This window comes from Hansschlegelia quercus (genome assembly GCF_004310425.1).
In the GTDB taxonomy this organism is placed as follows: Bacteria; Pseudomonadota; Alphaproteobacteria; order Rhizobiales; family Methylopilaceae; genus Methylopila; species Methylopila quercus.
Window position 1 is genome coordinate 114,744 of sequence record NZ_SIUB01000006.1, and the last position, 24,380, is coordinate 139,123.

Annotated in this window: 22 protein-coding genes; 19 read left to right on the forward strand and 3 right to left on the reverse strand. The window is 67.0% G+C overall.

The annotated features are described in order from the left end of the window. Positions 1-62: 62 nt before the first annotated feature. A complete protein-coding gene (locus EYR15_RS12880; protein ID WP_131003957.1) occupies positions 63-2,036 on the forward strand; it encodes a hybrid sensor histidine kinase/response regulator in 1,974 nt (657 codons plus the stop codon). 127 nt (positions 2,037-2,163) lie between these two features. Next, a complete protein-coding gene (locus tag EYR15_RS12885; protein WP_131003958.1) occupies positions 2,164-2,958 on the forward strand; it encodes an ATP-binding cassette domain-containing protein in 795 nt (264 codons plus the stop codon). A 9-nt stretch (positions 2,959-2,967) separates the two neighbouring features. On the opposite strand, the gene EYR15_RS12890 is transcribed toward EYR15_RS12885, so the two are convergent. Continuing rightward, entirely contained in the window at positions 2,968-3,834 is an 867-nt protein-coding gene (locus tag EYR15_RS12890) for a helix-turn-helix domain-containing protein (protein WP_131003959.1), read from the reverse strand. A gap of 350 nt (positions 3,835-4,184) precedes the next feature. On the opposite strand from EYR15_RS12890, the gene EYR15_RS12895 reads away from it, so the two are divergent. The 17 genes from EYR15_RS12895 (at position 4,185) to EYR15_RS12970 (ending at position 21,058) form a co-directional block, all read left to right on the forward strand. Beyond that, on the forward strand, positions 4,185-6,338 hold the full coding sequence (locus EYR15_RS12895; RefSeq protein WP_245498303.1) for a TonB-dependent siderophore receptor: 2,154 nt from the start codon (positions 4,185-4,187) through the stop codon (positions 6,336-6,338). Between the two features lie 77 nt (positions 6,339-6,415). Then, the gene (locus EYR15_RS12900) at positions 6,416-7,240 is read left to right on the forward strand and encodes an iron-siderophore ABC transporter substrate-binding protein (RefSeq protein ID WP_245498304.1); all 825 of its coding nucleotides are present in this window, start codon (positions 6,416-6,418) and stop codon (positions 7,238-7,240) included. After that, on the forward strand, positions 7,233-9,176 hold the full coding sequence (gene fhuB, locus EYR15_RS12905; protein WP_131003961.1) for a Fe(3+)-hydroxamate ABC transporter permease FhuB: 1,944 nt from the start codon (positions 7,233-7,235) through the stop codon (positions 9,174-9,176). Before EYR15_RS12900 ends, fhuB begins: the two co-directional genes overlap by 8 nt. A 117-nt stretch (positions 9,177-9,293) precedes the next feature. Continuing rightward, positions 9,294-10,016, forward strand: a complete 723-nt coding sequence (locus EYR15_RS12910) for a GntR family transcriptional regulator (RefSeq protein WP_245498305.1) — start codon at positions 9,294-9,296, stop codon at positions 10,014-10,016. Positions 10,017-10,019: 3 nt separating this feature from the next. Further along, the gene (locus EYR15_RS12915; RefSeq protein WP_131003962.1) at positions 10,020-10,766 is read left to right on the forward strand and encodes an ABC transporter ATP-binding protein; all 747 of its coding nucleotides are present in this window, start codon (positions 10,020-10,022) and stop codon (positions 10,764-10,766) included. A gap of 2 nt (positions 10,767-10,768) precedes the next feature. Beyond that, positions 10,769-11,605 (forward strand): ABC transporter permease, encoded by an 837-nt coding sequence (locus tag EYR15_RS12920; protein ID WP_131003963.1) that lies wholly within the window; start codon positions 10,769-10,771, stop codon positions 11,603-11,605. A gap of 37 nt (positions 11,606-11,642) precedes the next feature. After that, a complete protein-coding gene (locus tag EYR15_RS12925) occupies positions 11,643-12,623 on the forward strand; it encodes an ABC transporter substrate-binding protein (protein ID WP_131003964.1) in 981 nt (326 codons plus the stop codon). 61 nt (positions 12,624-12,684) lie between these two features. Next, positions 12,685-13,701 carry a zinc-binding dehydrogenase gene (locus EYR15_RS12930; protein WP_131003965.1) on the forward strand — a complete coding sequence of 339 codons (1,017 nt, stop codon included), beginning with the start codon at positions 12,685-12,687 and terminating at the stop codon, positions 13,699-13,701. After that, on the forward strand, positions 13,698-14,120 hold the full coding sequence (locus EYR15_RS12935) for a PaaI family thioesterase (protein ID WP_131003966.1): 423 nt from the start codon (positions 13,698-13,700) through the stop codon (positions 14,118-14,120). Before EYR15_RS12930 ends, EYR15_RS12935 begins: the two co-directional genes overlap by 4 nt. Then, entirely contained in the window at positions 14,117-14,914 is a 798-nt protein-coding gene (locus tag EYR15_RS12940; protein ID WP_131003967.1) for a VOC family protein, read from the forward strand. The genes EYR15_RS12935 and EYR15_RS12940 overlap by 4 nt, the downstream gene beginning before the upstream one ends. Then, on the forward strand, positions 14,911-16,395 hold the full coding sequence (locus EYR15_RS12945) for a class I adenylate-forming enzyme family protein (RefSeq protein WP_131003968.1): 1,485 nt from the start codon (positions 14,911-14,913) through the stop codon (positions 16,393-16,395). Before EYR15_RS12940 ends, EYR15_RS12945 begins: the two co-directional genes overlap by 4 nt. After that, the gene (locus EYR15_RS12950; RefSeq protein ID WP_131003969.1) at positions 16,395-17,492 is read left to right on the forward strand and encodes a PLP-dependent cysteine synthase family protein; all 1,098 of its coding nucleotides are present in this window, start codon (positions 16,395-16,397) and stop codon (positions 17,490-17,492) included. The genes EYR15_RS12945 and EYR15_RS12950 overlap by 1 nt, the downstream gene beginning before the upstream one ends. Positions 17,493-17,506: 14 nt before the next feature. Next, positions 17,507-19,132, forward strand: a complete 1,626-nt coding sequence (locus tag EYR15_RS12955; RefSeq protein ID WP_131003970.1) for a gamma-glutamyltransferase family protein — start codon at positions 17,507-17,509, stop codon at positions 19,130-19,132. A 112-nt stretch (positions 19,133-19,244) separates the two neighbouring features. Further along, positions 19,245-19,784: a PepSY domain-containing protein gene (locus EYR15_RS12960; protein WP_131003971.1), complete on the forward strand. Its 540-nt coding sequence runs from the start codon at positions 19,245-19,247 to the stop codon at positions 19,782-19,784. Between the two features lie 250 nt (positions 19,785-20,034). Continuing rightward, entirely contained in the window at positions 20,035-20,289 is a 255-nt protein-coding gene (locus EYR15_RS12965) for a DUF2934 domain-containing protein (protein ID WP_131003972.1), read from the forward strand. A 64-nt stretch (positions 20,290-20,353) separates the two neighbouring features. Further along, a complete protein-coding gene (locus EYR15_RS17000) occupies positions 20,354-20,515 on the forward strand; it encodes a hypothetical protein (RefSeq protein WP_165455498.1) in 162 nt (53 codons plus the stop codon). A gap of 159 nt (positions 20,516-20,674) precedes the next feature. Beyond that, entirely contained in the window at positions 20,675-21,058 is a 384-nt protein-coding gene (locus EYR15_RS12970) for a DUF983 domain-containing protein (protein ID WP_205741650.1), read from the forward strand. 12 nt (positions 21,059-21,070) lie between these two features. Here the strand turns inward: EYR15_RS12970 and EYR15_RS12975 are convergent, their stop codons facing one another. Together EYR15_RS12975 and EYR15_RS12980 are read right to left on the reverse strand one after the other, a co-directional pair. Continuing rightward, the gene (locus EYR15_RS12975; RefSeq protein WP_131003974.1) at positions 21,071-22,600 is read right to left on the reverse strand and encodes a cation:proton antiporter; all 1,530 of its coding nucleotides are present in this window, start codon (positions 22,598-22,600) and stop codon (positions 21,071-21,073) included. A 323-nt stretch (positions 22,601-22,923) separates the two neighbouring features. Next, positions 22,924-24,300 (reverse strand): aminotransferase-like domain-containing protein, encoded by a 1,377-nt coding sequence (locus EYR15_RS12980; protein ID WP_131003975.1) that lies wholly within the window; start codon positions 24,298-24,300, stop codon positions 22,924-22,926. Between the last annotated feature and the right edge of the window lie 80 nt (positions 24,301-24,380).

The window sequence follows — 24,380 nt, forward strand, 5'->3', positions numbered from 1 at the left end:
GTCGTTTATCAGGTACCGTCGACGCCTTTCGATAGGCGCGCGCCTCGACGCTCGGGAGCAGCATGACATCTGATACCGACAAGAAGGACGTGCTGGGCGCAGACGAGGGCCGATTTCGGCTGCTCGTGGACTCCGTCCTCGACTACGCGATCTTCATGCTCGAGGCGGACGGCACCGTCGCGACCTGGAACCGAGGCGCCGAACGCTTCAAGGGTTATTCGGAAGCCGAGATCGTCGGCCGGCACTTTTCGACCTTCTACACCGACGAAGACCGCGCGGACGGCCTGCCTGAGCGCGCGCTCCGGACCGCCCGCACCGAGGGGCGCTTCGAACAGGAGGGTTGGCGGGTCCGCAAGGACGGCAGCCGGATGTGGGCGCACGTCGTCATCGACCCGATCCTGGGCGCGGGCGGCGATCTGCTCGGCTACGCGAAGATCACCCGCGACCTGACCGAGCGCAGAAGCGCTCAGGAGGCGCTCGGCCGCAGCGAGGACCGCTTCGAGATCCTGGTCCAGGGCGTGCGCGATTACGCGATCTACATGCTCGACCGCGACGGCCGCGTAACGAACTGGAACACCGGCGCGCACCACTTAAAGGGCTACACCGAGGAGGAGATCGTCGGGCAGCACTTCTCGCGGTTCTATACGGATGAGGACCGAGGAGTCGGCCTTCCGGTCCGGGCGTTGCGCATCGCGGCAGAAGAGGGACGGTTCGAGCAGGAGGGCTGGCGCGTCCGCAAGAACGGGACCCGGTTTTGGGCGCACGTCATTGTCGATGCGATCCGCAACGAAGCTGGCGAACTGATCGGCTACGCCAAGGTCACCCGAGACCTGACCGAGAAGCGCGAGGCGCAGATCGCTCTGGAGCAGACGCGCGCGGCGCTTGCCCAAGCGCAAAAGATGGAGGCGATCGGCCAGCTGACCGGCGGCGTCGCGCATGACTTCAACAATCTTCTGGCTGTCATCCTCGGCAACCTCGATCTCGCCCGCAAGCGGCTGTCCCGGGGCTCAGGCGAGATCGCCGCGCTAATCGAGAACTCGATCGACGCAGCCCGGCGGGGCGCCTCGCTCACTCAGCGCATGCTCGCCTTCGCCAGACGGCAGGATCTGAAATCCGAGGCGATCGACGTGCCGCAACTCGTCCACGGCATGGCGCATCTGCTGGAGCATTCCGTCGGCCCCTCGATCCAGATCGAGACGCAGTTTCCCCTAGAACTCCCGGCTGCGCGCGCGGACAGCAACCAGCTGGAGCTCGTCATCCTCAACCTTGTGATCAACGCGCGCGACGCCATGCCGGACGGAGGCAGCATCACGCTGTCCGCCCGCGAGGAAACGGTCGCCGCCGCCGACGGGCCGGTTGCGGCGGGCAGCTATGTTGCGCTGGTCGTCAAGGATACGGGCCACGGCATGGACGCCGGCACCCTGGAGCGCGCCGCCGAACCGTTCTTCACGACCAAGGGCGTCGGCCGCGGGACCGGCCTCGGCCTCTCTATGATCCACGGCTTCGCCGAGCAGAGCGGCGGACGTCTGGTCCTGAAGAGCGCTCCTGGCGAGGGGACCTCGGCGGAGATCTGGCTACCCGCGTCCTCCACGGCTCCCGTGACTGCGTCCGACGCCGGAGATCACGAATCCTCAAGCGAGACGACCGTCGACAGGCTGACGATCCTGGTCGTCGACGATGACGGGCTCGTCCTGACGAACACCGCGACGATGCTCGAGGATCTGGGCCATGACGTGTTGGAGGCCGCGTCCGGCGAGGAGGCGCTCCACATCTTCCGCCAGTCGAACAGCATCGATCTGGTCATAACTGACCAGGTGATGCCCGGGATCACCGGCGCGGAGCTCGCGCGGAAGATCCACACGATCAACCCGAGACTCGCCGTGGTTCTCGCAAGCGGGTTCGTGGAGCTTCCGGAACAGCTGGAGCTGAACCTACCCCGGCTGAACAAGCCCTTCATGCAGGCGGATCTTGCGAAAGTGATCGCGGCGCTGTTCTCGAGCTCGGCCGGTCGCCGTGTCGCGAATGCGATCGAATGAGGACCGTGGCGGCGGCCTTGCGGTTGCGCGTCGAAGACTGTTACGAAACGGCGAAAGCCGTTCGTTCGCAGCATCTTGAGCTATTCTAAAGAGCTGCCGATCGCGGGCCGCCGCAGGACCACAAGCCATGCCAGCCGAACCGTCGCCGGACGCCGCCTTCGCGCTGACCGACGCCTCATTCGCAATCGCCGGCCGGACGCTGCTGCAGCCGCTGACCCTCGAGTTCTCGCCGGGATTGGTGACTGGCCTCATCGGCCATAACGGTTCCGGCAAATCGACGCTGCTGAAGCTGCTCGCCCGCCAGCAATCCGCCTCGGGCGGAGCGGTGCGCTATGGCGGGCGGCCGATCGAGAGTTGGGGCTCCCGCCACTTCGCGCGCGAAGTCGCCTACCTCCCCCAACACCCTCCCGCCGCGACCGGCATGAAGGTCAAGGAGCTGGTCGCGCTCGGCCGATATCCCTGGCATGGCGCGCTCGGCCGCTTCGGCGCTGCTGACGCGGCCGCCGTGGAGGAGGCCATGGAACTCGCCGACGTCGAAATCTTCGCCGACCGCATGGTGGACGAACTCTCCGGCGGCGAGCGCCAGCGCGTCTGGCTCGCGATGCTGGTCGCGCAGCAGGCGCGTTGGCTGCTGCTCGACGAGCCGATCTCCGCTCTCGACGTCGCCCATCAGATCGACGTTCTCGCGCTGGTGCGGCGGCTCTCGGAGGCGCGTGGGCTCGGCGTCGTGGTCGTGCTGCACGAGGTCAACATGGCCGCGCGGTTCTGCGACGACATCGTGGCGCTCCATACCGGCCGGCTGATCGCGCGCGGCGCCCCGTCACGCATCGTCGCGCGGGACGAACTCAGCGCCATCTACGGCGTCGGTATGCACGTCCTGCCGCATCCCGTCACCGGCGCGCCTCTCGCCTTCGCGGACTAACGCCGGCGGCTACCGTGAGAGCTTTCGCCAGGCGGAAGGCGTTCGACCCGTCATTTCCTTGAACACCCGCGTGAAGTGCGGCTGATCGGCGAAGCCCGTCGCCGCCGCGATCTCGGTCAGGGGCAGATCGGCGGCAGCGAGCATCAGCTTCGCTCGGCGGACGCGCGCCCTGAGCTGCCAGCGATGCGGCGGCATACCGGTTGCGGCCTTGAAAGCGTGACTGAAATAGCTCGGCGAAAGTCCTGTGAGAGCCGCCAAGTCTCCGAGCCTGATAAAATCGGCGCAGCGCTCCTCGATATAGGCGATGGAGAGACGGAGCTGCCGATCCGATAGCGCAGTGCGGGGGGGCGCTTCCGCCGATCGTGCGAACACCGCTGAGACCAGCGCCGCCACGAGAGCGTCGCCGTAAAGCCCGCTTTCGGCGGCCTCTCGCGTGCAGGCCGCGTCGAGCAGCCGCGCCAGCCGATGCACGCGCTCGTCCACGAACATGAGCCGGGGAACGCCAAGCGCCGTCTCATTGAGGCCGTCCAGCGGCCCGAGGGTCCCGGGATCGAAATGCAGGTCGAGATGGCGGACTTCGGTCGCGCCGGAGGCCTGAAGGCGAACCGGCGCGCCCGCCGGAACGAAGCTCGCCGACCTGAGACTTGAGCCTACGCGGCCTCCGATTTCCCCGCTGTCGAGCGTGATCGCAGCCTCCAGCGGCTCCAGCACGATGAAGATGCGGGGATCGAGCGAGACGTAGTCGCCGATCGCCCCGGCTTCGCAGCGCGCCCGCCAGACTTCGACCAATCCGCTCTCGGACGCGTGCAATTGCGGCGCCCCGACGACCGAGATCCCCTGCCGGGTCGACATCATCCGAGGTCGAAAAGCGCTCATCCCGCCGACCTCGCAGCGACGCGATGGACGCGTGTGGTGTGTTTATGACGCAATTGGACGCGGAAGTATTGCAAAGCCAAAAACGTTCAAGACGACAGCAGAGGATCGAACTCTTAGTGGCCGAACCGGGGCGGTCAAGTCTGCACTTCTCAGTTTAGATTATATAAATTCTAAACTGAGGACTTCGCTTGGGCGCTTTACGAGATTTCTAGCCGTCGGGGACTCAGGTGATCTACCGTTCAAAGCTGAATGCAGCCTTGCTGGCCGGCGTTGCGTTAGCCGCCATCTCGCATGTACAGAATGTCGCAGCGCAACAATCAGGCGATGCGACGGCTCTCGATCAAATTAATGTGCAGGGCGAGGGCCGGAGCGACGCGGCGGGGGGCAAGGGCTCGGGAACCGCGCCGGTCCAGGGCTACGTTCCGACGGCGACAACGACGGGATCGAAGACCAATACGCCGATTAAGCTGATCCCGCAGTCGATCGGCGTCATCGGCCGCGAGCAGATCGACGATCTGGGCGTACGAAAGCCGGACGAGGCAGTGCGTTATTCGGCGGGCGTCTTCGCGCAGCCCTTCGGCGAAGACACCGACAACAACTGGTTCTACATCCGCGGCTTCGACGCGACACAGACCGGCGTCTATCGCGACGGTATGCAGCTATACAATTACGCCTTCGGCAACTTCTATACCGACAGCTATCTACTGGAGCGCGTGGAAGTGTTGCGCGGTGCGTCTTCGGCGCTCTACGGCGGCGGCAATGTCGGCGGGATCATCAACTACGTCAGCAAGCGCCCGCTCGATTACGACTTTGGCCAGATCGAAGTCGGCATTGACAATTACCCGACCGCCTTTGCGGCCTTTGACATCAACAAGGTCGTGCCGAACGACCTCGTCACCAAAGGCGATCCGCTTCCGCCGGTCTGGAAGTATCGCGTGACAGGCAAGCTCGAGGGCGGAGACGGGTACTCGAAGCACGAGGACGGCATCCGCGGGGTCATCCAGGGCGCCGCGACGTATTCCCCCGACGCCGGTACGGATCTGACCGTCTACGCCAGCTACCAGCACATGGACCAGAAGCACGGCGGCGGCGACTTTCTTCCTTATTACGGCACGGTCAAGAGCACGCAGTTCGGTCGGATCGACCGCGACGAAAACTTCTCCGAGCCAGACCTCGACAAATTCGAGCGTCAGCAGGCGATGGCCGGCTACGAACTGAACACCGATGTCAATGAAATGTGGACCGCGCATTCAAAGGCGCGTTTCGCCTACAGCCACGTCGACGAGGTTCAGCTCTACGCGTTCGGCTATCAGGGGCCGCCCTTCAATTTCAACCCGCAGCCCGACGCGACCAACCTGTTGTCGCGCATCAATTTCGATCACGACACCGAAGCCTACAGCTTCACGACCGACAACAATCTCGTGGGCAAGTTCGCAACCGGCGGCCTAGACCACACGCTGCTGTTCGGCGTCGATTACAAGTTCTACCGGATCGACGAAGTGCAGTCCTCGAACCGGTTTCCGCTGGCCGCGACCCCGATCAGCGCGAGCGATCCTGATTACGGCGCGGCGCAGCCACTCCGGGGGCGATACATCGACGAGGCCTCGAACCTAAACCAGCTTGGCGTATACGTTCAGGATCAGATCCGATTCGGCAACGGCTTCATCGGGACGCTCAATGGGCGCTACGATCGGGTGTGGATTGACGGCAAGTACAAGGCCATTCCAGGCGAGGACACCGGCGAGGACACCGATCTGAACAAGGGCCGCTTCAGCGGCCGCGCGGGACTCGGCTACGAGTTCGACAACGGCGTAGTGCCCTACGTCAGCATCGCGAGCACCTTCAACCCGCTGCTCGGCGGCAACGTCGTCGGCAACGTCGCGCCTTTACCCCCCGGCACGACACGCACGCCGTTCAAGCCCGAGACCGGCATCCAGTACGAGGCGGGAGTGAAATACGCGCCGACCTGGTTCAACGGACTGTTCAGCGCCGCGATCTTCGACTTGACCAAGAAGAACGTCGTCGTCGGCCCGTTCCAGGCGCAGACGCAGCTCGGGAAGGTTCGCTCGCGCGGGGTCGAGTTCGAGGCGCAGGCGAACCTGACCGAAAACTGGAAGTTCCTTGGCGCCTTCACCGCTTACCAGCTGAAGATCCTGAAGGATGACATCGCCGCGAACGTCGGCGACCAGCCGTTTCTAGTTCCCGAGGTGATCGGCTCGGCCTTTCTCGACTACACCGTCACGACGGGCCCCTTGAAGGGCGTCAGCGGGGGCGCCGGCGTCAGGTATATCGGCAAATCGGAGGCCACCCAGCCGAACACGGTTAAGGTGCCGGACGCCACGCTCTTCGACGCCGCCGTGCGCTACGAGTGGGACAAGTACAAGGTCAGCCTCAACGTCACCAACCTGTTCGACAAGCGCTTCGTGTCCGGTTGCCAGGGCATCAATGTGTGCTCCTATGGCGAGGGCCGAAAGGCGCTGGTCAGAGCGAGCTATACGTGGTGACAGACCTGCGGCCGCTTCGGCGGCCGCGCGTATCCCTCTGCCGCCGCGGCGTCCTTTTGGGCGCCGCGGCTTTGTCGTTGGCGAGGCCGGCGGTCGCCGCCGCGCCCTCCCGCATCGCCGCAATCGACTGGGCGATGCTCGAGACGACGCTCGCGCTTGGCGTGACGCCGGTCGCAGCGAGCGAACTGCTGCTGTTCCGCAAGGCGGCGATCGAGCCCGTCGTGCCCGATGCGGTCGCCGACCTCGGCCTCCGCGGCTCGATCGCCTACGAGCAGCTTCACGCCGCACGGCCCGATATCGTGCTGATCTCGCCCTGGTACGAGAACCGCGCGCACATCCTGTCCCGGATCGCTCCGGTCGCGAGTTTCTCGATCTACGAACCTGGGCGGCCGCCTTACGACGCTGCGGTCGCCGCGACGCGCGCGCTCGGCATGCGTCTCGGCCGGACGATCGAGGCCGAGCGCGCGATCGAAGAGGCATCTTTGGAAATCGAGGCATGCCGCAGGTCGCTGTCGGCGCTTGGCGGCCGCTCTGTCCTGATCATGAATCTCGGCGACGCCCGTCACTTCCGCGCCTTCGGCGCCGACAGCATGTTCGGCGACGTGCTGGGACGGCTGGGGCTCGCCTGCGCCTGGATCGAGCCCACGGCCTTCGGCGCGTATCCGACGGTCGGCGTCGAGACGCTCGCCGGCATGACCGACGCGATCGTGGTCAATGTTGGACCGACGCCTCCTTCCGCGCTTGCCGAGATGCGCGCGAGCCCGCTGTGGCGCGCCATGCCGTCGATCGCCGAAGGCCGCTTCGTGGAGATGGAGCCCGTAAACCCCTACGGCGCGCTTCGCGCAGCCCGGCGCTTCGCGCGGCTCCTCACAGGCGCGCTCGGCCCGCTCGCCCATGCCTGACCACGCGAGACGCGCGACGGTCGCGGCATGGCTCGTCTGGCTCGGCTTAGCGGGTCTCGCCGCCGCGGTGTCGCTTCAGGAAATCCTCCCGCGCCTCGGTGCGGGCGCGGGTTCCGTCGATCACGCGCTGCTCGTCTATAGCGCCGCGCCGCGCATCGTGATCGCGCTGCTCGCCGGCGCTGCGCTTGGTCTGGCCGGCGCCCTGCTGCAATCCGCGCTCGACAATCCGCTGGCGGAGCCCTCCACGCTCGGCGTTTTCGCAGGCTCTCAGCTCACGCTCGGCCTCGCGGCGAGCTTCGCGCCGGCCCTTGGCGCGCTTGGCCGCGAGGCGGCGGCGTTCGCCGGCGGCGGCGGCGCGGCGGCGCTTGTCTTGGCGCTGTCATGGCGGCGCAGGCTCGATCCGGTCACCGTGGTGCTCTGCGGCATGGTCGTCGCGATGGTCGCGAGTTCGCTCTCGGCCGCCCTCATTCTCGCACGCGGCGACTACCTGTTCGCGCTGTTGATTTGGGGCGGCGGATCGCTCGTCCAGGAAGGCTGGCGCCCGAGCGCGGCGATCGGCGCGGCGCTCGCCGTCGGCCTCGTGGCCGCGGCCGTCATGAGCCGGCCGCTCGCGACGCTCACCGCCGGCGAAGACAGCGCGCGAAGCCTTGGCGCCCCCGCCCCCGTGATCCGCATCGCCGCGCTCACGATCGGCGTGCTGCTGGCGACGACGGTCGCGGCCGAAATCGGGCTGATCGCCTTTGTAGGGCTCGCGGCCCCGACGCTCGCGCGCGCTTCCGGCGCCCGTGCGCCCCGGCAGTTGTTGGCCGCGGCTCCCGCGGTCGGCGCGATCCTGCTGTGGCTGACGGACGCCGTCGTGCAACTCGTCGGTTCGGGCGAGTCCATTCCGACGGGCGCCGCAACCGCGTTTCTCGGCGCGCCCTTGCTGCTCTGGCTGCTGCCCCGCCTTGCGCTCGCCGACCGCCCGACAGCCGTCCGCCCGCCCTCCCGACGAAACCCGCGCGTGACGCTCGGGCTTCTTGCCGCCTGCGCTCTCGTCGCGATCGTGACGGCTCTCGTGCTCGGCCGGGACATGGACGGATGGAGCGTCGCGACGGACGGCGCCTTTAGCGAACTCCTGCCCTTCCGCTGGCCGCGCGTGACCGCCGCCGGCGCCGCTGGCGCGATGCTCGCGGCGGCCGGCGTCGTCCTCCAGCGCATGACCGGCAATCCCCTGGCCGGGCCGGAAGTGCTCGGCGTCGGCGCGGGCGCGGGCGTGGGGCTCGCGGCGGTGCTGCTGCTGACCGGCGCGGCTTCGCTGCCCCTCCAGATGGCGGGCGCGGCGCTCGGCGCCCTGGCGACAGTCGCGGTCATCCTTCTTCTGGCGGGCGGCGGACGGCTTGGTCCGGAGCGCATGCTGCTGGCGGGCGCGGGGATTTCGGCGTTGTGCCTCGCAGCTCTGAACGCCGTGATCGCGACCGGCTCGCGCGACGCGTTCGCGATCCTCGGCTGGATCGCCGGCGCGACCGACGCCGTCGGCCCCGAGCACGCGATCGCGGCCTGCATTGCCGCCGTCCTGTTCGCATCACCGCTGGCGCTAATGCTGCGTTGGCTGGAGACCTTGCCGCTCGGCCTTGCCCCGGCGCGATCGCTTGGGATCGACGTCCCCGCCGCTCGCCTAGCGCTGACGGTGGCGGCGGCATTGCTGACGGGGGCGGCGGCGTTGATCGCAGGCCCGCTGAGCTTCGTCGGCCTCGTCGCGCCGCACGCGGTTCGCGCGGCCGGTCTCTCGCGGCCGGGAGCGCACCTCGCCGGCTCCATGCTCGCGGGCGCGGCGCTGATGACGACCGCTGATCTACTCGCCCGGACGATCGTGTTTCCCTACCAGCTGCCGCTCGGGCTTTTCGCCTCTCTGATTGGAGGGGGCTATCTCATCGTGGCGCTCAGCCGGCGATGATGTCGCGGATTCCAGGGCAATTAGGCCTTGAGCATATCAGATCCATCTCGTAGGCTGCCTACAGTTGATGCGTGATTATCTTTTGGGCGAACGTTTTCGAACCGGGACTTCCAGCGAATGGCTGAAGTGGGCATGCCGGAGGCCACTCTTCGAGGCAACCAAGCCTACGAGCTGATCCGTCGCGAGATCGTCGCGTGCCGGATCCTTCCCGGCGCGCGCTTCACCGAGCCGGAGTTGATGCATCGCTTCTCGCTGGGCAAGGCAAGCCTCCGGATCGCGCTTCAGCGGCTGGTGCAGGCGGGCCTCGTCGCATCCATTCCGCGCCACGGCTATCGCGTGGCGCCCGTCACCGTGAAGGACGTGGACGAGGTCTTCACGCTGCGCGTTGTGCTGGAGCCGTTCGCGGCGCGGCTCGCCGCCGGAAAGGTCAATCGCGCACAGCTCGAGCGGCTGGAGCGCGCCTGCCGCGGGCAGATGCCGGGCGACGTCGGCAACCAGATCGACTTCTTCCTGGAAGCCAACCGCGGTTTCCACATGGCGATCGCCGCCGCCTCCGGGAACGAGCGTCTCTGCCGAACGCTTTCAGGACTGCTCGACGAGATGACGCGGTTGGTGGCGCTCGGCTTCGGCGTGCAGCGGGTGCGCCCGAACATCGAAGACGATCACGCCTTGCTAATCGAGCACCTCGTGGCCGGCGACGCTGACGCCGCGGAGACGGTCGCGCGCCGCCACGTGGAGACGTTCCGCATGATGACGATGGAAAAGGTCCTGGCGAGTCTGAGGGAAACCGCTCTTTTGGCGCCGATCGGCGACGCGCCGCGTGCGCTGGAAGATCGCTGAGCGATGGCGACCGTCCGGGTCCAGAACGTCAGCAAGTGGTTTCCGCGGCGCGACGGCGAGAGCCTGCATGTTCTGCAGAACATCGAACTCGACGTGCCCGAGAAGACGATCGTGGCGATCGTCGGGGAATCGGGCTCGGGCAAGTCCACCTTGCTCAACATCATCGCCGGCTTGGTCAAGCCGGACCGCGGCTGCGTGCTCCTGAACGGCGTCAAATCGAGCGAGTTCACGGACTGGCGGTCGATGACCTACATGTTCCAGGACGACCGGCTGCTGCCATGGCGGACCGCCGCGGCGAACGTCGCCTTCGGGCTCGAGGCGGCCCATGTCTCGCGCGCCGAGCGCAAGCAGCGGGTCGCCGAGACGCTGGCGCTGGTCGGGCTGTCCGACTTCGCCGACCTCTACCCGCACGAGCTGTCCGGCGGCATGCGCAGCCGCGTCGCGCTCGCCCGCAGCCTTGTGACGCGCCCGACGCTTCTGCTGATGGACGAACCGTTCTCGAAGCTCGATCCCACGATCCGCGCCCAGATGCACGCCGAGGTGCTGCGGATCGCGAGCCTGATGGCGATGACCGTCATCTTCGTCACCCACGATCCGGAGGAGGCGGTGGTTCTGGCGAACAAGGTGGTGCTGCTGAACCCGCGCCCCGGCCGAGTCCGCGAAACCCGGACCATAGATCTTCCCTATCCCCGCGACCCGTCCGCCCCTGAGGTGAACGAGCAGGCGCGCGCGCTCAGGCGGAGTCTCTAGAGATGCCGGTCGCGCCGCCCACGCCGCTCGCGCAGGAACGCGCGGAGACCCGCACGCCGACCCACCTCGCCCGCGAGCGTCGGTTGAGGCTGATCGCGCAGCGCCTCGCCCTGATCGTCCTCCTGCTCATCGTCTGGCAGGTCGCCTCGCTCAACGCGCCGGCTTTCGTGCTGCCGAGCCCGAAGCGCGTCTGGGAGGCGTGGTCCGGCCTCGTCGTCACCGCGAACTTCTGGAAGGACTTCGGGATCACCTTCTCCCGGGTTTTCACCGGTTTCGCCTTCGCGGCGGTGATCGGCGTGCTTTTCGGACTCCTGCTCGGCGCCAACGAGAAGCTCGGCGAGTTCTTCGAGCCGGTGCTGACCATCATCAACACGGTGTCCTCCACCATCTGGGCGATCTTCGCGCTGATCTGGTTCGGCCTGTCGAACTGGACGACGATCTTCGTGGTGTTCATGACGGCGATGCCGCTGATCCTGACCAATGTCTGGCAGGGCACGCGCAGCGTGAACGTCGACTTCATCGAGCTCGCGCAGACATTCCGGATGTCGCGTCTGCAGGTGATGCAGAAGATCTACCTGCCGACCATCCTGCCGCCGTTCTTCTCCGCCGCCAGGCTCGCCTTCGGCTTCGGCGCGCGCGTCAGCCTCGTCGCCGAGACGCTCGGCGCCTCGAGCGGCATCGGCTACCGGCTCAGACAGGCGGCCGACCTCGTTCAGACCGATCAGGTCTTCGCCTGGACCCTGACCCTCGTCGCGCTGATGATCGCGCTTGAGGCGCTCATCCTGAAGCCCATCGAGAACCGCCTCTTCTCCTGGAAGAAGCGCGCCGGCGACCAATGACTCCTTCCATCCTGACCCCTCGATCGGAGCAGCTCACGTGAAACGCATCGCAATCGTCGCCGCAGCGTTCGCGGCCATGCTCGGGGCGGCCGCTCCCGCCCAGGCGGAAAAGGTCCGCATCGGCTACTGGAGCTCGGGCGTCAGCCTCGGCTTCGGCGCGGTGCTCGAATCCGGCAAGTTCATGGAGAAGGAAGGGCTGGAGGTCGAGTACGTCAAGTTCCCGGACGTCAACGCGCCGACCAAGGCGATGGCCGCCGGCGGCATCGACTTTGCGCTGGGCGCGCCGGCGGCGGCCGCGATGAGCGTCGCCGCCGACGGGCTGCCGATGTCGATCGTGCTTGCGACCCAGGTGGCGGAACTCGACTTCGTCGTGCCGGACGACTCCCCGATTAAGTCGATGGCCGACCTCAAGGGCAAGAAGATCGGCGGCTCGCCCGCCGGCAGCGCGACGGCCGCCATCGCCTCCGCGGTCTTCGAGAAGAATTACGGCTTCGCCTCCAGCGACTACACGCTGGTGCCGGGCAACGACCCCCGGCTCGCGCAGTTCCTCGTCCAGAAGGATATCGACGCCGCAGCCCTTCGCACGGTCACGCTGGCGCTCGTCAAGGACGTGAAGCTCCGTAAGATCGGCTCGTTCCGCGAGGAGTGGAAGACGCTGTCGAAGTCCGACGCGCCGCCCGTGCTCGGCGTCGGCCTGATGCGCAACGACTGGCTAAAGGCCAATCCCGACGCCGCCGCAAAGGTCGTCGCGGCGATGCGCAAGTGCTTCGAGTTCGGCAAGAGCGACAAGGCCGCCGTGGCGAAGGCGCTGATCGACGCCGCCAACATGAAGGAGGACGACGCCAAGGCCTACGCGGCGCTGTGGGACGGCATCTACACCGTCTCGATGGAGCCCGCGGACGTCGCGTCGCTGAAGGCCGAGTTCGAAGTCTTCAAGTCCGTCTCCGCGGTGAAGGGCGATCTTCCGGATTCCGCCCTCCCCACCGCCCCTTACGAGGCCTCCAAGTCCATCAAGTGACGGGCTTGCCGCCGCGCCGAACGACAAGCGCCCAAGCGCCGCAAGGAGAGAAAGCGATCCAATGCCAGCGACAATGAAAGCCCTGCTGCTCAAGCAGCATGGCGACGTCTCCGATCTCGTCGTCGTGGACGACTATCCGGTTCCGACGGCCGATGCCGGCCACGTGGTGATCCGCGTCGGCGCCTCATCGTTCAACTATCACGACGTCTTCACCGTGAAGGGCATGCCCGGCATCAAGGTGCCAATGCCCGTGATCATCGGCCTCGACATGGCCGGCGAGATCACCGAGCTCGGCGACGGCGTCGAAGGCTGGTCGATCGGCGATCGGGTGCTGGTGAACCCGCTCTACCCGAACAAGGGCCTGATGGGCGAAATGCTCGACGGCGGCATGGCGCAATACTGCAAGGTCTCCGCCGGGCAGCTGATCCGCATGCCGGACAAGGTCAGCTTCGTGGACGCGGCATCGCTCCCAGTCGCCTATGGAACGGCGCACCGCATGCTGGTGACGCACAAGACGGTGAAGGCCGGCGACAAGGTGCTGATCCTCGGCGCAAGCGGGGGCGTCGGCACCGGCTGCGTGATGCTCGCCAAGCAGATGGGCTGCGAGGTCATCGCCTGCGCCGGCAGCGAGGACAAGATGGCGCGGCTGAAGGAGCTCGGCGCCGACCATGTCGTGAACTATCGCGAGACCGACTTCTCGAAATGGGCGATCGAGAAATACGGCAAACCGCAGCGCCGCACTTATGAGGGCGGCGTCGACGTCGTCATCAACTTCACCGGCGGCGACACCTGGGCGCCCTCGCTGAAATGCGTGAAGCGCGGCGGCTCGATCCTGACCTGCGGCGCGACCGCCGGACACGATCCCAAGGAGGACCTTCGCTACATCTGGAGCTTCGAGCTCAAGATCATCGGCTCGAACAGCTTCTACGACGACGACCTTTCGGCCCTGATGGACATGATCCAGGAAGGCGCGCTGAAGCCCGTGGTCGACAAGGAGCTCCCGCTCGAGGAAGCGGCCGAAGGCCTGCGGATGATCCGCGACCGCGAGGTCATGGGCAAGATCGTGGTGACGCCGTGAGCGAGGCTCCCGCGCTCACAGCAGCCGAGGTCGAGGAGAAGCTGCTTCGCGGCCCGTTCCACCAGTGGCTCGGCCTCAAGGTCGTTTCGGTTGGCGACGGCGAGATCGAGCTGAAGGCGAGGTGGCGGCCGGAATGGGTGGTGAACGCCGAGCGCGGCTATGTCCACGGCGGCATTCTGGCGACGCTCGTCGATCTCACCGCCGACTGGGCCCTGGTCTCGAAGACCGGCCGCGGCGTGCCGACGGTCGATCTGCGCGTGGACTATCACCGCGCCGCCATGGGAGGAGACCTGACGGCGAAGGGCAAGGTCGTGAAGTTCGGCGGCACGCTTTCCGTCGCCGAGGCCGAAATCCTCGACCAGGACGGCAAGCTGCTCGCGAGCGGCCGCGGCGTCTACATGACGGCGCCGGCGAAATGACCGGGCCTGCGGAGCCGCTCGACCATGTCGTGGTCAACGTCCTCCGCGGCATGGAGGCGGCGGCCGAACTCTTCGCGGGGCTCGGCTTCACGCTGACGCCGCTCGGCCGCCACTCGCTCGGCTCGATCAATCATCTGATGGTGGCGCCGGGCGCCTATCTCGAACTTGTCGGCGTTCCGGCGGAGGGCAAGCAGCGCCAGGAGGTGCTGGACAGCCCGTTTGGGCTCAACGGCCTCGTGTTCAGATCAACCGACGTCGACGCGACCTACGCACGGCTGAAGGGCGACGATCTCCAGCCGTCCGAGCCGGTGGCGTTCTCGCGCCCCGTCGAGATCGACGGCCGGACGCTCGACGCCTCCTTCCGCACCGTGCGCGTTCCGAACGGCCTGTTCCCTGCGGGCCGGGTATATTTCTGCCAGCACCTGACGCCCGAATTCGTCTGGCGCGACGAGTGGCTCGAACACCCGAACGGCTTCTGCGGCTTCGATCGCATCGCGGTCGGCTCCGCCAATCCCGAGATCGACGCGGCGCGCTACGTCTCGGCGACCGACGCCGACGCTGAGCCTCATGGCGCCGGATGGCGCGTCGCCGTCGGCGATTTCGTGATCGACGTCGAGCCGGCAGAGCGTCCGCGCTTCATCGCGCTTGGGCTGCGGTTCCGCGGCCTCGACGAGCTCGCGCGGAGGGCGAAGGCGCTCGCCGCCGATGTTCGATGGTCGGAGACGGGACATGACGCGGCGACGCTGACGATCCCCTCATTTGAACTGCGCATCGAATGCCGGAGCGTCGCATGACGAACCCGCTCAACCTCGGCGACGTCGTGAACCGGACCGGCGCGCCCGACGTCCCGATGATCATCGGTCTCGATTTCGACGGCGCGGAGACCACGTTGTCGCGCGCGGAGCTCGACGCGATGGCCGACGCCTTCGCGCGCGGCCTGCTCGCACGCGGCCTGAAGCGCGGCGACCGGGTCGCGATTCTTTCCGCCAACCGGCCCGACTACGTAGCGCTGGCGCTCGGCGCGATGCGGGCCGGGATCGTGCCGGCGCCGGTCAATTTCAAGTTCCCGAAGCGGACGATCGCCGACGTCTTGGCGGACAGCGGCGCGCGCGTGGTGTTCTGTGACGCCGCCCGGCGCGATCAGGTCCCGGAAGGCGTCGAAGCCGTCGATTTCGACGGCCCGGCGCTGGCGTCGTGGCTCGATCCGGGACCGTTCGAGCCGGTGACGCCCGCAGCCGACGAGCCTGGACTGACGCTCTACACGTCCGGCTCCACGGGCAAGCCGAAGGGCGTACTGCTCAGCCACGCGTCCCACCTCTGGGTCGTCCGCACGCGCATGGCCGACGACGACCTCGCGGGCGAGCGCCTGCTGGTGGCGGCGCCGCTCTACCACATGAACGCGCTCGCCAACGTCCTGCTCGCCTGCGCGAGCGGGGCGACAGTCGTGCTGCTTCCGCAATTCCAGGCCAAGGCCTACATCGAAGCGATCGACCGGCTGCGCTGCACGTGGGCGACCGCCGTGCCGCCGATGATCGCAATGATGCTGCGCGAGAAGGAGGCGCTGAGCCAAGCGGATCTCGCGAGCGTCCGTGTGGTCCGCATGGGTTCCGCGCCGGTCAACGACGCGCTGGCGGGCCAGATCCGCGCCCTGCTGCCAAACGCGCGCATCATCAACGCCTACGGGACTACCGAGGGCGGTCCGGTCGTATTTTCGGACAAGGGAGGCGCGCCGAGCGGCTCGGTCGGCCGTCCGCATCCCGACGTCGTGGTGCGGCTCGTCGGTGGGACTGCGCCCGAGACCGGCGTGCTGCAGATGAAGAGCCCCGCGATCATGCTCGGCTACCACAACCGGCCGGACGTGCGCTCGCCGATCACTGAAGACGGGTTTTACGACACCGGCGACGTGTTCCGGCGCGACGAGGACGGCTTCTACTTCTTCGTCGGCCGCGTCGACGACATGTTCGTCTCCGGCGGCGAGAACATCTTTCCGGGCGAGGTCGAGGCCGTTCTCGAAACCCATCCCGACGTGCTGCAGGCGAGCGTCGTGCCGGTCGACGACGAGATCAAGGGCCAGAAGCCCGTGGCTTTCGTGGTGCGTCGGCCGGGCTCCACGGTCGACGAGCAGGCGCTGAAGACCTTCGTGCTCGAGAACGCCCCGGCTTACGCGCATCCCCGCCGCGTCTGGTTTCTCGACCAGATGCTGCTCGCCTCCACCAACAAGATCGACCGGGCGGGCTTACGCGCCCGCGCCGAAGCCGAGCTGAGGAACGCGTGATGCTGGCGCTTCGCGAGCCACTGTCCGTGGCGCACGGCGCCGACCTCACGCGCCGCGCCTGGGTCTCGCAGGCGATCGCCCGCATCGAGACGGACATCAACCGTTCGGCCGACACGCATCTTATCCGGCTGGAGCTGCCGCGAGCGCCGGGGATCGACCTCTACCTCAAGGACGAGTCCAGCCACCCGACCGGCAGCCTCAAGCACCGGCTGGCCCGCTCGTTGTTCCTTTATGCGTTGTGCAATGGCTGGATCGGGCCGGAGACGACGATCGTGGAATCGTCGAGCGGCTCGACGGCGATCTCGGAAGCCTATTTCGCCAGGCTGCTGGGCCTGCGCTTCATCGCCGTGATGCCGCGCACGACCTCGCGCGAGAAAATCGCCGCCATCGCGTTCCATGGCGGCGAGGCCCATCTCGTCGATCGCGGCGACGTCTCCGGCGAAGCCGAACGGCTGGCGCGGGAGATCGGCGGCCATTTCATGGACCAGTTCACCTATGCCGAGCGGGCGACGGACTGGCGCGGCAACAACAACATCGCGGAGTCGATCTTCGCGCAGCTCTCGCTGGAAGACCGTCCGACGCCCGACTGGATCGTGTGCGGCGCCGGCACCGGCGGCACGTCGGCGACGCTCGGGCGATATATCCGCTACAGGAAATATCCGACCTCGCTGTGCGTCGCCGATCCCGAAAGCTCGGTCTTTCACCGGCACTACGCAGAGCGCTCGGTCCACAGGGTCGAGGCCTGCGACAGCGTGATCGAGGGGATCGGTCGGGCGCGGGTCGAGCCGTCCTTCCTGCCGGAGCTCGTGGACCGGATGATCGCCGTTCCGGACGCGGCCTCCGTCGCAGCCGCGCGCATGACGAGCGGGCTGCTCGGCCGCGCCTGCGGCGGCTCGACCGGCACGAATGTGTGGGCGTGCCTCCAGATCATCGAGGAGATGATTGCGGACGGCAGGCAGGGCTCGATCGTGACGCTGCTGTGCGATTCCGGCGAACGCTATCGGTCCACAATCTTCAACGACGAGTGGCTTGCCGGACGCGGCTTCGACCTGGGGGCGCCGCTCGCCAGGCTGGACGTCGTGTTCGGCGCAGCATGATGAGGACAGCGACCATGACGAACGGGTTCGACTGGACCGCCGGCTATCCTTCGCGCCGCATGCCCATGTTCGGGCGCAACGTGGTCTCGACCTCGCATCCGCTCGGCGCGCAGGCCGGGTTGAAGACGATCTGGCGGGGCGGCAACGCGGTTGACGCCGCAATCGCGGCGGCCGCCGTCATGGCGCTGGTCGAGCCGTGCAGCAACGGCCTCGGCTCCGACGCCTATTGCATCCTGTGGGACGGCAAGGAGCTTCACGGCCTGAACGGCTCCGGCGGCGCGCCGGCCGCCTGGACGCCGGACTACTTCACGCGGAAATATGGCGAGGGGCGGGAGCGCCCGCCGATGCGCGGCTGGGATTCCGTCACCGTACCCGGCGCGGTCGGCTGCTGGGTCGCGCTCAGCGAGCGGTTCGGCAAGCTGCCTTTCGCCGACCTGTTCGAGCCAGCGATCGAGATCGCGGAGCGCGGCTATCTCGCGCCGACCGTCGTGCAGGGCAAATGGGCGGCCGCCGCGGGGGTGCCCGATCTCGTGAAACAGCCGGGCTTCGCCGAGCTGTTCCTGCCCCGCGGTCGTCCGCCCGAGGTCGGCGAGCTGGTGACGCTTCCCGGCGCGGCGCGGATGCTGCGGGCGATCGCCGAGACCAAGGGCGCAGCGCTCTATGGCGGCGAGATCGCGGAGGCCCTGGAGCGTCATGCGCGCGAGAACGGCGGTTCGATGACGGCCGCCGATCTCTCAGCCTTCCAGCCCGAATGGGTGGAGCCGATCTCCAAGAACTACCGCGGCTACACCGTCCACGAGATTCCCCCGAACGGTCAGGGCATCGCGGCGCTGATCGCGCTCGGCATCCTGCAAAACTTCGATCTGAAGGAGCTCGCCGCGGACGGCGTCGACGCACAGCATCTCGCGATCGAGGCGATGAAGCTCGCTTTCGCCGACACCTACGCGCATGTCACGGACCTCGCGCATATGAAGGTTACGCCGGCGCAGTTGCTGGACGACTCGCACCTGGTTGAAGCCGCTAAGCTGATCGATCCCCGGCGGGCCCAGAAGTTCGCGGCGCGCAACCCGGTGAAGGGCGGCACCATCTACCTTACTGCCGCCGACGAGAGCGGCATGATGGTGAGCTTCATCCAGTCAAATTTCATGGGGTTCGGCTCAGGAATTTGCCTGCCGGAATGGGGCCTGTCGCTGCAGAACCGCGGCTACGGCTTCCACCTCGACCCCGCGCATCCGAATGTCGTCGCGCCGGGCAAGCGGCCGTTCCAGACCATCATCCCGGGCTTCCTCACCAAGGACGGCCAGCCGGTGATGAGCTTCGGCGTGATGGGCGGCAACATGCAGCCGCAGGGCCATGTGCAGACGCTGATGCGGATGATCGACTTCGGGCAGAATCCTCAGGCCGCGTGCGATGCGCCGCGCTGGCGGTTCAACGCAGGGCTCGACATCAACGTCGAGGCCACGATGCCGAAGGCGACCGTCGAGGCGCTGAGCGCGCGCGGGCACGAGATGAGCGTGATCGACGACAGCTACCAGGATTTCGGCGCCGGCCAGTTCATCTGGCGCATGGGCGACCCGTCGATACAGGGCTACGCTGCGGCGAGCGACCCCCGTCGCGACGGCTACGCCGCCGTGGGCTGACGCGACATTCGTTCTCGTCGCGCCGACGGAACGGGGCCTGCGCCCAAACGCTTATCTCGGAAAGCCTTTGTCGGCGGTGATAGCCGCCGCCGGCGCGTCAGGGATATTCGAGATGCGATTTGCTCTGGGCCTCATCACGATCCTCATGATCGGCGGCGCCGCCGGCGCGCAGGAGCCCGGAGGTCCCGGGCCGGATCGGAGCACGCTCTCAAACGAAGCGCGTTCGGGCCAGAACGCGTCGCGGCTCGGGATGCCGCAAGCGATAGAGATCGCGGAGAAGAGCGGACAGGGTCGCGCCGTCGGAGCCACTTTCTCGCCGTTTGCACAGGGTGGCGGCTCGCACGAGGTCATCGTCCTGAAGGCTGATGGAAGCCTCGCCCGCTTCAACATCGACGCCAATACCGGCAACGTCATCGGCGTGACCAACCAGATCCTGCAGAGCTACGTCACCCGGCTCACTCCAGACGGAGTCGGCTCGGCCAAGACGTCGCTTCTCCAGGCGATCTCCGTCGCCGAAGGAGGGAAGGCGCGCGCCATCGGTGCACAGACGGAACAAAATGGCGACACCGTCTCTTACGAGATCACGGTCGCTGGCGACGGCGGCGAACGCAGCGTCCACGTCGCGGGAGACGGAAAGATCCTTCCCGATTGACGGACAAGCCGGAGTGACCGCGATGACGAAGCCTTCGAGCAAATCGCAAGTAAAGGATGACGCCAAAGGCGCCATGGCCCCATCGCAGGGTGACTCCCACAATAACGGCGTCGATAGCGCAAATCCGGCCGGAGACCGGGATGCGACGCGCAAACCCGACGACCACGCCCAGCCGAAAAGGCCGGTCACTGGGGAAGCGCCAAAGCCTTCGAATTGAGCTGGACGATTTTTCCAACATGAGGTGGCGACGATGGACGAGCTGACGCAGAAAATCAGAGAGCGCGCCTTCCAGCTTTGGGAAGAAGCGGGCCGGCCCGAGGGTCAGGAGGACGAGCATTGGGCGCAGGCGGAGCGGGACATCCGGGGCTCTGGCGACGAGTCGGAAAGCGAAGAGAGCCGGCTCGATAAAAGCCTTGAAGAAACGTTTCCGTCCAGCGATCCGCTATCCGAGTCTCAGCCCGGCGGCGGGATCACCGGCCCAGGGGATGAATCTTCAAAGACCTGAGCCCGGCGCGCTTTCCGTGCTACAATCGGATATGGCAAAACATCGGTTCAAAGTTGGCGACGACGTGCGGCTGTTCGGCACGTTCGAGCGTCCCTCCAACACAAATTTCAAGGTCGTCCGGTTGATCCCGGGCGATCGCGAAGATCTGCCGCCCGCGTATCGGGTGAAGTCGGCTTCGGAAGGCCATGAGCGCATGGTCAAGGAAGACGAGATCAGGCTAGCCTAACGCTGCAACTTTCTGATTCGCGCTTCGGCGACGCGGCCCGTATCGCCGATACGGACGTGCGCCCAACGCGCGCTTGGACAATTCGACCAATCCCGCGAAGCCGCCCAATGGGAGCAGGGTCCCGTTGGCTCTCTATATGAGAGGTCTGGAGGCTTCATGATGACCGCGCCGGACCACCCACAGACGTCCCAGCCCGTGCGCGCCGCGATGATGGGCCGTTGTCCCCATTGCGGAGAGGGCAATCTGTTCGACGGCTTCCTGGAGCTCGCTCCGCGATGCGAAGTCTGCGGCCTCGACTACTCATTCGCAGACCCTGCTGACGGTCCGGCGTTCTTCTCCATCACCCTGGCGTGCCTACCGTCAGTCGGCTTCGCGACCTGGCTCGAGATCGCTCATCAGGCGCCCTACTGGGTCCACGCCGTAACGACCCTGCCCCTTTTGCTCGTCACGATGATCCCGCCGTTGCGGCCGCTCAAGGGATGGTTCGTCGCGAGCCAGTACGTGAACGACGCCCATGAAGGGCAGCTCACCTTTAAGAACTGAGCGGACCGCCGACTACGCCGCGTGCGTCGACAGTTCGAGCAGATCGAGCTCCGCCTCGACCTGTCGATAGGCGTCGTCGCCAATATCCCCGGATCTCCGCAATTCCGCTATCGCGTGGCGCGCATCGGCGACCGCGCGGCGGCGAAGCGCGTTGTGGGGCATGTCCGCCGGCTCCTCCCCATCCTTCACGCGGCTGAGGACGTCGCTGTACTCCTCACGCACCCGCGCAGCCGCGGGCGACGGATCGTCTTCAAACCCCGCCAGCACTGCCTTGAGCGCTTTCCGCCGGGCAAGAGTGACCTCATGGTCAACGCCGCCATCGTGCGGAATACGGAGCGCCGCGATCAGCGGCTTCAGCGTCAGGCCTTGAACCACCAGCGTGCCGAACACGACCACGAATGCCGTGAGTTGAATGAAGTCGCGATACGGAAAGTCGGTCGGCAGCGCCATGGCCGCGGCGAGCGAGACGATGCCGCGCATGCCCGACCATCCGATGACGACGCCGCCTTTCACGCCGAGCGGCATGAGGCGGGGCGTCTTGCTCTCACGCGCGACCGCCCTGCTCTCCCGCACCGCGTAGAGCATCACCCAAGCGAGCCGCACGCCTACGACCAAGCCCAGCATAAGGAGTGCGGCGAGCCCGAAGCTCCAGCGCTGGCCGGGCGCCAGGGCCTCGAAGATCGGGCCGATCTGTAGCCCGATGACCAGGAACGCCACCGCGTTCAGGACGAACGTCACGGCTTCCCATATCGCGAAGGACGGCACGCGAAGCCTCGCCGGGAGGTCATCGCCTTTGCCGCGAGCGATCGTCAGCCCGAAGACGACCGTGGTGACGACCGCCGACAGGCCAAGATGTTCAGCGAGCAACCAAAGACCGAAGGTGTTGACGAACTGGAGAATAACCGAAGTCGGCGCGTCATCGATCTGGTTGATGAGCCACTTGACCGGACGCGCGAGAAGCCAGCCGACGACTGCGCTGCCGAAGACGACGACCACAAAGGTCGGGACGGCGGTCGTCACGCTGAACCCGCCGGCCGCGACTGCGCCGACGGCGAGCTTGTAGATCAGAAGCGACGAGGCGTCGTTCAGGAGGCTCTCGCCTTCCAGTATCTTACGAATCCGATAGGGCGGGCTGACCTGGCGCAGAACGGCGAGCGCAGCGACCGCGTCGGGCGGCGCGAGCAAAGCGCCGAGAGCGACGGCGGCGCCCCATGGTATATCTGGAAAGATGAAATGCGCCGCCGCGGCGACTGCCGCGGTCGTCAGTCCGACCGCAAACAGCACAAGGGAGCCGACCGGCCGCCAGTTCGCGCGCAGGTCGCGCAGCGACGTGTCATAGGCTGCATCGAGCAACACAGGGGCGACGAACAGAGCCAGGATCAGTTCCGGCGGCAGGTCGAGCCGGGGCGCGTTCGGCAGGAAAGCCGCCAGCGCGCCGGTGATCGCCAGCAGGGCTGGATAGGGAGCGTTCATCCGCTCCGCGATGAGGGAGAGCACGACGACGCCGAGAAGCAGCACCAAGAGCGTCTCGAAGACGAGCATTGGCTAGAACGCCTTTCTTGGACTGCAGCGAGCATCAACCGGCGCGGTCGATTCATTCCGCCAGGCTCTCGGCAGCATTGCGGATAATAGAAGACGGCATTCCATCCGATTTGGGAATGCGAACGCGCCGGACATTGAGCCAGGGCTAGCGGCGCCGCTGCGCGTCCGCGTCCATCTCTCCGGCGCATGAAAGCGGGGCCGGGTCTGCCCGGCACTCCTCACGGACCGAACTCTCCGGGCGCGCCGTCGCGCATGCGGAGAGCGCGAGAAGGGCGACGAGCGTCAGAAGAGCGGCCGGCGCGATAGGCATGCCAGGGGGAGCCTCAAATGTACGACGAGGTGAGCTCCGGCGGCTCCTCGAGCGCATGGCCGATGAAGTCGAGCGCGCCGGCGATCTCCGTGCGGGTCGATGGGCCGCCGATGCAGACGCGGACCGCCTCAGCCGGCGCGCCGTCGACGGTAAAGACGTCGCTCGCGACCACGCCGATCCCGGTTTCGCGCATATGGCCGACGAAGGACGACCGCGTCCATGGCGCCGGCAGATTGATCCAGAGATTGAAGCTCAAGGGATCGGAAACGAAGGAGCCTCGCGGGAGGATCTCGGCCGCGAGCTTCTGGCGCGCCGCGGTCTCCGCCCGGATGAAGCGAAGGATGGCGTCGGCCGTGCCATCCTCGATCCAGACCGTCGCAAGCGACACGGTGAGGGGCGACGCCATGACGTTGGCCGCCCTGAGCGCCGCGACGAAGGGCCATGCGGCGCGCGCGCTCGGCGCCACCATATAGGCCGCGCGTAGGCCCGCGCCGATGCATTTGGCGAGGCCCGCGACGTGCCATGTGAGGTCGGGCGCAATGGCGGCGAAGGGCGAGATCTTTCGCGTCGGGATGAAGCCATAGGCGTCGTCCTCCACGATCGGCAGCTCGTAGGCGCGCGCGACGGCTGCGAGGGCCGCGCGCCGCGGCTCGGAGATCGTCAGCGTGGTCGGGTTTTGAAGCGTCGGGTTGAGGTAGACCGCTTTCGGCCTGAAGCGCTCGCAAGCCTCTCCCAGGGCGTCCGGTGTCACGCCGTCAGCATCCATCTCAAGGCCGATCAGCCTGACGCCAAGCTGCGCGGCGATCGCGCGGATTCCGGGATAGGTGACGCGCTCGCACAGCACGACGTCGCCGGGCTTTGCGAGAATGCCGACAATGCCGAGCAGCGCGGCGTGAGCTCCCGGCGTCACGAACACGCGGTCCTGCGTCGGCACCAGAGCGCGGCGCCCGAGCCAGGCGGAGGCGGCGTCCTTGTCGGCAGGCGACCCACCGAATCCCTGATAGCGCAGCCGCGCCACAATATCGCGCGAGACTTCCGTAACGCCCGCCCGCATCAGATCGAGCAGCTCCGGGTCCGACGGCTCCGGCGGCAGGTTCATCGAGAGGTCGGCGGACAGCCGCGCCGAGGCGCGCAGCGACGTCGTCTTGGGCGCGCCCGCGACGAACGTCCCCTGCCCCACCCGCGACGCGATGAGGCCGCGCTTCTGCGCCTCGACATAGCCGCGCGCGACCGTTGTGAAGTCGACCCTGATCCGCTTCGCGAGCGCGCGCTGGGGCGGCAGCCGGTCGCCGACGGCAAGCCGACCGGACCGGATGTCGGCCGCGATCAAATCGGCGATGGCGAGATAGCGGGGCTTGTCGCTCAGCGACAGGTCCGGGCTCCAGGTCATCTACGAGCGTCCTTCATCGGCGGCATGCAACCGGAATATTGACTGGATTGCTCCTCCTGTCGAGCGGACTGTCAATACCG

What these genes read in the sequence shown, in the direction of transcription:
- EYR15_RS12880 (WP_131003957.1), top strand. Translation starts at nt 63, where the DNA reads ATGACATCTGATACCGACAAGAAGGACGTGCTGGGCGCAGACGAGGGC.
- EYR15_RS12885 (WP_131003958.1), top strand. Translation starts at nt 2,164, where the DNA reads ATGCCAGCCGAACCGTCGCCGGACGCCGCCTTCGCGCTGACCGACGCC.
- EYR15_RS12890 (WP_131003959.1), bottom strand. Translation starts at nt 3,834, where the DNA reads ATGAGCGCTTTTCGACCTCGGATGATGTCGACCCGGCAGGGGATCTCG.
- fhuB (WP_131003961.1), top strand. Translation starts at nt 7,233, where the DNA reads ATGCCTGACCACGCGAGACGCGCGACGGTCGCGGCATGGCTCGTCTGG.
- EYR15_RS12910 (WP_245498305.1), top strand. Translation starts at nt 9,294, where the DNA reads ATGGCTGAAGTGGGCATGCCGGAGGCCACTCTTCGAGGCAACCAAGCC.
- EYR15_RS12915 (WP_131003962.1), top strand. Translation starts at nt 10,020, where the DNA reads ATGGCGACCGTCCGGGTCCAGAACGTCAGCAAGTGGTTTCCGCGGCGC.
- EYR15_RS12920 (WP_131003963.1), top strand. Translation starts at nt 10,769, where the DNA reads ATGCCGGTCGCGCCGCCCACGCCGCTCGCGCAGGAACGCGCGGAGACC.
- EYR15_RS12930 (WP_131003965.1), top strand. Translation starts at nt 12,685, where the DNA reads ATGCCAGCGACAATGAAAGCCCTGCTGCTCAAGCAGCATGGCGACGTC.
- EYR15_RS12940 (WP_131003967.1), top strand. Translation starts at nt 14,117, where the DNA reads ATGACCGGGCCTGCGGAGCCGCTCGACCATGTCGTGGTCAACGTCCTC.
- EYR15_RS12945 (WP_131003968.1), top strand. Translation starts at nt 14,911, where the DNA reads ATGACGAACCCGCTCAACCTCGGCGACGTCGTGAACCGGACCGGCGCG.
- EYR15_RS12950 (WP_131003969.1), top strand. Translation starts at nt 16,395, where the DNA reads ATGCTGGCGCTTCGCGAGCCACTGTCCGTGGCGCACGGCGCCGACCTC.
- EYR15_RS12955 (WP_131003970.1), top strand. Translation starts at nt 17,507, where the DNA reads ATGACGAACGGGTTCGACTGGACCGCCGGCTATCCTTCGCGCCGCATG.
- EYR15_RS12960 (WP_131003971.1), top strand. Translation starts at nt 19,245, where the DNA reads ATGCGATTTGCTCTGGGCCTCATCACGATCCTCATGATCGGCGGCGCC.
- EYR15_RS12965 (WP_131003972.1), top strand. Translation starts at nt 20,035, where the DNA reads ATGGACGAGCTGACGCAGAAAATCAGAGAGCGCGCCTTCCAGCTTTGG.
- EYR15_RS12970 (WP_205741650.1), top strand. Translation starts at nt 20,675, where the DNA reads ATGACCGCGCCGGACCACCCACAGACGTCCCAGCCCGTGCGCGCCGCG.
- EYR15_RS12975 (WP_131003974.1), bottom strand. Translation starts at nt 22,600, where the DNA reads ATGCTCGTCTTCGAGACGCTCTTGGTGCTGCTTCTCGGCGTCGTCGTG.
- EYR15_RS12980 (WP_131003975.1), bottom strand. Translation starts at nt 24,300, where the DNA reads ATGACCTGGAGCCCGGACCTGTCGCTGAGCGACAAGCCCCGCTATCTC.